This is a genomic window from Lentzea sp. NPDC051208, from assembly GCF_040682435.1.
Taxonomy (GTDB): domain Bacteria; phylum Actinomycetota; class Actinomycetes; order Mycobacteriales; family Pseudonocardiaceae; genus Lentzea; species Lentzea kristufekii.
Genome location: NZ_JBFBAW010000039.1, coordinates 36,358 through 43,092 on the forward strand (window position 1 = coordinate 36,358; position 6,735 = coordinate 43,092).

General features: G+C 69.7%; 7 protein-coding genes. 1 reads left to right on the forward strand and 6 read right to left on the reverse strand.

Annotated elements, in window-relative coordinates; genetic code table 11:
- Nucleotides 1-73: 73 nt before the first annotated feature.
- From AB0M48_RS45050 to AB0M48_RS45065, 4 genes are all read right to left on the reverse strand, one after another.
- On the reverse strand, nucleotides 74-1,249 hold the full coding sequence (locus AB0M48_RS45050; RefSeq protein ID WP_363855379.1) for a putative glycoside hydrolase: 1,176 nt from the start codon (nucleotides 1,247-1,249) through the stop codon (nucleotides 74-76).
- Nucleotides 1,246-2,001 carry a lysozyme gene (locus tag AB0M48_RS45055; protein ID WP_363855381.1) on the reverse strand — a complete coding sequence of 252 codons (756 nt, stop codon included), beginning with the start codon at nucleotides 1,999-2,001 and terminating at the stop codon, nucleotides 1,246-1,248. The genes AB0M48_RS45050 and AB0M48_RS45055 overlap by 4 nt, the downstream gene beginning before the upstream one ends.
- A 322-nt stretch (nucleotides 2,002-2,323) precedes the next feature.
- Nucleotides 2,324-2,797: a response regulator transcription factor gene (locus tag AB0M48_RS45060; protein WP_363855384.1), complete on the reverse strand. Its 474-nt coding sequence runs from the start codon at nucleotides 2,795-2,797 to the stop codon at nucleotides 2,324-2,326.
- A 508-nt stretch (nucleotides 2,798-3,305) separates the two neighbouring features.
- Nucleotides 3,306-3,470 carry a hypothetical protein gene (locus AB0M48_RS45065; protein WP_363855387.1) on the reverse strand — a complete coding sequence of 55 codons (165 nt, stop codon included), beginning with the start codon at nucleotides 3,468-3,470 and terminating at the stop codon, nucleotides 3,306-3,308.
- 19 nt (nucleotides 3,471-3,489) lie between these two features.
- Between AB0M48_RS45065 and AB0M48_RS45070 the strand changes: the two genes are divergently transcribed.
- On the forward strand, nucleotides 3,490-4,101 hold the full coding sequence (locus tag AB0M48_RS45070) for a hypothetical protein (RefSeq protein WP_363855390.1): 612 nt from the start codon (nucleotides 3,490-3,492) through the stop codon (nucleotides 4,099-4,101).
- Here AB0M48_RS45070 and AB0M48_RS45075 read toward each other — a convergent pair.
- Both AB0M48_RS45075 and AB0M48_RS45080 read right to left on the reverse strand, forming a co-directional pair.
- Nucleotides 4,091-5,227: a glycerate kinase gene (locus AB0M48_RS45075; protein WP_363855393.1), complete on the reverse strand. Its 1,137-nt coding sequence runs from the start codon at nucleotides 5,225-5,227 to the stop codon at nucleotides 4,091-4,093. The genes AB0M48_RS45070 and AB0M48_RS45075 overlap by 11 nt on opposite strands.
- An 8-nt stretch (nucleotides 5,228-5,235) precedes the next feature.
- Nucleotides 5,236-6,579, reverse strand: coding sequence for an SLC13 family permease (locus tag AB0M48_RS45080; protein WP_363855396.1), 1,344 nt, complete (start codon nucleotides 6,577-6,579; stop codon nucleotides 5,236-5,238).
- Nucleotides 6,580-6,735: the final 156 nt, after the last annotated feature.

A 6,735-nucleotide genomic window follows, 5' to 3' on the forward strand; every position in this document is an offset into this window, starting at 1 on the left:
GTTCTGACCGGGCAACCGCCCTCTCTGGTGACACAGCTCGACGAATGTCACCACCGAGGGCTCGCCATCGGCCTCAGCCGAAAGGCTGCACCACGAAGTCAACGTCGGCTGACGCGTCCGCGATGCCTTGTGTCGCAACAACTCCAAGGCGAGCGCCCGCAGCACGCACGCCCTCTCGCGCCTCAGCGAGGAAGCTCGCCGGCAGCTCGTCTCCGCCGTGGTCGAGCAGGACGTCGTCGAAGCCGAGTGATGCCGCCTCACGGGCGAGCGCCACGACGTACCCGCGCACCTCGGGATGACTCGAGTCGGTGAAGACAAGGGCGCCGTTGTGAGCGACGTGGCTCCGCAATCCAGCGTGCCACGCCGCTTTCGCGAACAGCGGGTCGCGGAACGGCACCACTCGTGCCACGGCACGCAACCCTGCCCGGTGGAGCTGGTCGACGGCTGCTCGCGGGTCGTAGCGGTCGCTCACAGCATTGATCTGGCCGGCCAGCACGACGTTCGAGAGGTAAGGGATCTGACCGGTCTCGTCCTTCACGTCGAGCACGACCGTGTCGATCTCGTCCTTGCGGGCCATCGCGAACACCGCCCGGCGTGAGTGCGGTGACGTCCACTCCCCCGGGTCGAGATGCGCCACCCGCATCGCGGGGCACACGACCGGTACCGTCACGTGCTGTCCCGTCGCGTTTCCCGCCGCATCGCGTGCTTCCACGAACACGGTCGCCGCCGACGGCACGGTCACTTCGAACGTCCCGCCGAGCAGTCGCGCGGAGTTCTGACCGACCCGTACGAGCACCGCTTCATCGGTCGTTCCGCGCACAGTGATGGAGGTGCGCGGATCGGCCACCTCGGTCCGGTCGATGGTGAGCGATGGCGCGGTGTCGTCGATCGTGAAGCTGTGCTCGATCTCGGCGTCCAGCCATAGCATTGAGGCATCGCGGACCCGAGCACGCAGCGTGTGCATGCCTTCAACCAGTTCGAAGCCGTCGAGCCGAAGCCTGTCCCCGTCACGACGAGTCGGAACGGGCTCGTCGTCGACGAACACGTCCACCTTGTCCAATCCGCGCGGGTCCTCAGCGGTGACACTCACCTCGCGCACGGCCGCCGCCTTCAAGACCGCACCATGTTCAAGCCCTTCGACGGCGAGCCCGAATCGCTTGAGGTGCAACGCAGAAGCCACGACGGTGAACGACACCGCGGTGAGGAAAACGAGCAGGACGAGTCCCAACTTCCGCGGTGGAACGTTCATCCCGTAGCCAGCGCGGTGAGCCGGTCGACCCCACCGCTGAACACGTTCTGATCGATCGGCGCCGAGGTGTACTGCCAGATCGTGTGCACCGGCCACTTGTGGGGCATGGGGCCGACCGTGGCCGCGTACCTGGCGAGCCACAACGGGTTGGTGGAGCTGAAGTCGCCGCTGCGTCCTGTGCACTTGTCCCACCACTGCGTGGACGTGTAGATCACCGGCCAGCGCTTGGTCAGTGCGTGGTAGGTGTCGCTGAAGCTGCGGATCCAGTTCACCATCGCGGCAGGGCTCAGGCCGTAGCACGTGTCGCCGCCGTACGGGTTGTACTCGATGTCGAGGGTGCCCGGAAGGGTTCGCCCGTCCCGCGACCAGCCGCCGCCGTTCTGCACGAAGAACCGCGCCTGCGTCGCGCCGTCGGAACGGTTCGGCAGCGCGAAGTGGTACGAGCCCCGGATCATGCCGACGGCCGCGGAACCGTTGTACTGCTGGGTGAACTTGGGATTGCGGTAGCCGGTGCCCTCGGTCGCCTTCATGTAGACGAACCGCTTGCCCGCCCGCCACCAGTGTCCCCAGTCGACGGCGCCCTGATGGCTGCTGACGTCGATGCCGTCCACCCGCCCCACGTTGTCGACCCCGAGATCCGGTGGTGTCATGGGCATTTCAGCGGTGCCTTCGTGCTTGGCGATCTGCGACCCTGCGGCGTGGTCCTCCGCACCTTCCTCCGCGTGTGCGGCCACCGGAACCAGAACGCTCATGACCACCGCGATCGCAGCAGCGCCTGCGACGCGCCGACAAGCACGTGCTTGGGACAACATCGGATACCTCCAGGTGCGTCGATGGCCCTGAGAACCAGCTACCCGTGTCCAAAAGAGAAAAACCGAACCTCACTTTGTTGACACGAGTGAGTGAGCGCAGTTGTGTTCAGGCACTTCTGGTAACCAAATGGGCGGCCCCGCCCAGATCCGTCGATCACATATCCGGCGGCACGCACAATCGGGACCCCTCCGTCCCGAGTTCGATCTCGTTCGCGCCGCCTGGAGGTGCGGGTGTCGGGGGTGGCGTGGTCGAGCAGGGTGTTCACTGGCCTGGTCGGATCAGGCCGTGCTCGTAGGCGAGAACGACAGCATGTCTCCGGTCTCGTGCGTTGATCCTGGTGAGCAGCCGGGAGACGTACGTCTTCACCGTCGCTGCCGTGAGGTTCAACTGGCCGGCGATCTCGGCGTTGGTGCGGCCCCGCGAGATCAGCCTCAGCAACTCCGCGTCCTGTGTGGACAGCCCAGCGAAGTGCGAACTGTTGCTGCGGGGCAGGGTGGCGGCGACGGTGTTCAGCAGTCGCCGGGTCACCGACGGCGAAAGCAGTGCGTCCCCGGTGGCGACCGCACGGATGGCCTCTATCACCGGCTCCGGTGGTGCGTCCTTGACCAGGAACCCGCTGGCGCCGGCACGCAGCGCTTCGTACACGTGGGCGTCGGTGTCGTAGGTGGTGAGCACGAGCACCTGGGTGGCGCCGTCGGCGGCGAGGATGCGCCGGGTGACCTCGATGCCGTCCATGGTGGGCAGGGAACGAGGTCACCAGCAGGGTGCTGGTGATGGATGTGGCCGCGCCGGAGATGGCGCGGGAGGTGGTCTCGGTCTCCGGTGGCGCCGAGCGGATCACCGACCTGCGCTGGCGTCCGGACGGCCGTTCGCTGACCTACCCCGCCTCGCGGGACGGTGCCGACGAGGTGTGGACCGTGCCTGCCCGTGCCGGCCGGGCGCAGCGGCTGTTCGCAGCTCCGGGGCCGGCGATCCCGGTGGGCGGAGCCCGCGCGCTGCGGGGCGCCGTGGTCCCACCGCACCAAGCGAAAGTACTGCGCCACGAGTGGTCGCCGACCGGGCGGCAACTGGCGTTCACGGTGCCGCTGCCGGGTTGCCCCGCCCTCGCGGTGGCGCCTGCGAACCGGGCGCGGCGCTGGGCATCGCGGTGCTCGGGACCGTGCTGTCGGCGTGGACACGCGCGGGCACCTTCACCGAGGCGACGCTGGGGACGGCGCTCGTGGCGTCCTTTGTGCCTACCGGCTCATTCCGAACGGGGAGCGGACGCCTCGGCCAGCCGCTGGTGCAGACGTTCCCTGATCTGGTCCGGGGTGTAGGCGGCGCGGCGGCGCTGGTTGCGGGCGACGACCACGCCGCTCGCCGCGACACCCGCGAAAGCGGCCATACCGATCACCTTCCACAGCTTCATGTGCCTAGGCTACTGGGCCATGGCGACAACACTGGACAAAGCCGTCGAGATGACCCGCACCGGTGACGTGTGGGTGTTCCGGGGGCGCAGTGCGGCGGACCGGGCGATCCAGGCCATGACGAACAGCCCCGTCAACCACGTCGGCATGGCGATCGTGATCGACGACATGCCGCCGTTGATGTGGCACGCCGAGCTCGGCAAGTCCCTCAAGGACATGTGGAGCGGTACGCACCAGCGCGGCGCCCAGTTGCACGACCTGCGCGACGCGGTCGTGACGTGGCACGACAAGTACAAGCAGCGGGCCTGGCTGCGGCAGCTCGACCACGAGGTGACGCGCGAGATGGAGGACGCGGCGCTGCGGACGGTGGCGCGGCTCGACGGCACGCCGTTCCCCTCGACCGCGAAGCTCGCCTCGCGGTGGTTGCGCGGGCGGGTTCCGTTGGGGCCCAGAGGTGACGCGAGCATCGAGAGCGCGTTCTGCGCGGAGATCGTGGCCGTGACGTACGAGGAGATGGGGCTGCTGCCCAAGCGCAGGCCCAACTGGTACGACCCCGGCCGGTTCTGGAGCGGCGACGACCTCGAACTGCTGGACGGCGCCGAGCTCCGCAAGGAGGTCGAGATCATCGTGTGAGGGCCGCGCCGACCAGGAGCAGTCGCAGGGTGCGCTCCGTGGCGTCGGTGAGGAGCTCTGCCGTGGTGGCCATCGCGGTGTCGAGCGTGACGGGTGCGGCGATGATGCTGGCGTAGGCGTCGATGCCGGCGTCGTGGTTGGCGCGGGCGTTCTCCCCGATCGTGCCGGCGAGCGCGATGACGGGCTTGCCGTGCTTCTTGGCCCGGCGCGCCACCTCCGCGGGCACCTTGCCGTGCGGGGTCTGGCCGTCGATGGCGCCTTCCGCGGTGATCACCAGGTCGGCCTCGGGCAGGCGGGCGTCGAGGTCGGAGTGCTCCAGGACGACGTCGAAGCGCGGCAGCAGGGTGGCGCCCAGCGCGTGCAGGCCGGCGCCGAGCCCTCCGGACGCGCCACCGCCCGGCATGGTGCGGACGCCGGGGCCGAGCAGGTCGGCCCAGTTGTCCAGAGCGGCGCTGAGCAGGTCGACCTGGGCCGGGGTCGCGCCCTTCTGCGGGCCGAACACCCTCGCCACGCCCCGATCGCCGCACAGGACGTTGTGCTGGTTGCAGGCCACGGTGATCTCGGCCTTGTCCAGCCTCGGGTCCACTTCGGACAGGTCGAGCGCGGTGGCGCGGGCCAGGGCCGCTCCGCCGCGTCCGATCTCGCGGCCGTGCGCGTCGGTGATGCGGGCTCCCAACGCCTGCAGCGCGCCCGCGCCGCCGTCCGACGTGCCGGAGTCGCCGCAGCCGACCAGGATGCGGTCGACGCCGAGGTCCAGCGCGGCGCGGATGAGCTCACCGACGCCGTACGTGGTGGTCGTCGCCGGGTCGCGGTGGTGCTTGGGGACGAGCCTCAGCCCTGCCGCCGCGGCCATCTCGACCACGGCCGCGCGAGGGCCGGGGCCGCCCAGCAACGCGAAGTGGGACGGGATCTGCTCACCGACCGGTCCGGTGACGAGCGCGGGGACGAGCGTGCCGTTCGTGGCTTCGGCGAGTGCTCGGGCCGAGCCTTCGCCGCCGTCCACGAGCGGTGCCTTGTCCACGATCGCGCCGGGCACCACGCGGTAGATGCCGCGTGCGATCGCGTCGGCGACGTCGCACGCGTCCAGAGACTCCTTGAAACCGCTGGGAGCTACCAGGAAACGCATCGGTGACCTCATTTCAGTGGCAGGCCGAGGTGCGGCCAGAGGAGAACGGCGCACGCGAGGACGAGCGCGCCGGTGATCGGCGCCAGAACCGCCGAGAGCTTGAGCAGGTCCCGCGGGCTGTAGGCGCCGGCGAAGAGGGCGACCGGTTTCGCGGACGCCGTGGTGGTGTGGCAGAAGCCGGCGGCCGCGGTGGAGGCGAACGCCAGCGCGGCGGGGTTCATGCCGGCGGCCGCGGCGAGCGGGATGACGATCGGGACCAGCACCGAGGAGCGGGCCGAGCGGGACTGGATGAGGAGGTGCGCGAGGAGGCTCACCGCGATCACGGTCGGCAGCAGGTGCGACGGGCTGATGAGGGTGGCGATGGTGTGCGCCGCGCCGGAGCTGACCAGGGCCGAGCCGAGCATCGTGGTCGCGGCCATGAAGAGCAGGAGCGACCACGGGATCTCGGCGAACGCGGCTTTGAGCGTCGTGGTGCCGAGTCGGGGCGCGGTGATGGCGACGGCGCCGGCAAGGGCGGTGACCTCGGGCGGGACGTGGTGCCAGGACTCGGTGAGCCACCCCGCCGAGACGATGCCGACGATGACCAGCGAGGTGATCTCGGGCCTCGTGAGCGCCGAAAACTGTCGGTGCTGTCTGGGAGAATTAGAACAGGGGACCCCTGGGAGGGGACCCTCGCTCCGCGCTGCGAGCACGACCGTGGGCTCGTCGCTCGGGTCCAGCGGCTCCGCGTGGCCGGTCAACGGCTCCGCGCGGTCCGCACGGCTCGTGAACAGCCACAACACCACTTCGGCCGTCACGTGCGCGCTGACCACCGCGAGCGGGAGCCCGAGCAGCATCCACTGCCCGAACCCGATCCCCTCCCCGGTGGCCTGTTCCAGCAACGCGCTGGTGATCAGGTGCGCCCCCGCCCCCACCAGGGTCGCCACCGCGGTCAGCAGGATCACCGACGGGAACAGCACGCCGAGCGCCCGCGACACCCGCTCGTTCACCCGTAGTGCCCGGTGCACCGGCAGCGTCAGGGCGGCACGGCCTGAGGTGGACGGCACGAAGAAAGCCGTGAGCAGCAAGGCGAACGCCGTCAGGTGCATCAGCCCGCGCACCGAGCGGGCACGCCCCACCAGCGAGGTCGCCAGGCGCGCGGGCAGCCCCGACGCCGAGACCCCGCCGGCCAGCACGAAGGCCGCGATGAGCAGCCACGTCGTCGACCCGCCCAGCACCGCCAGGGCCGAGGCGGGCAGGACGCCGAACAGCAGCAGGGCCACGACGGCGGCCAGGGCGACGAACGTGTCGTCCAGCGGGGTGCACGTCCACAGCACCACCGCCACCGCGAAGACCACCAGCGTCAGGATCACGAGAACGATCGTGCGCGGCCACCCTGATCCACAGGTGAGGCCCGGATGAAGGAGTCTTCATCTAGCTTGAGTTTTAACCTGTTCGGCGGGGTCTCGGGTTGGTGGACTTCTTCTTGTTGCCGTGCTGGGGTTTCTGTTTGTTGGTGCTGGTGATGG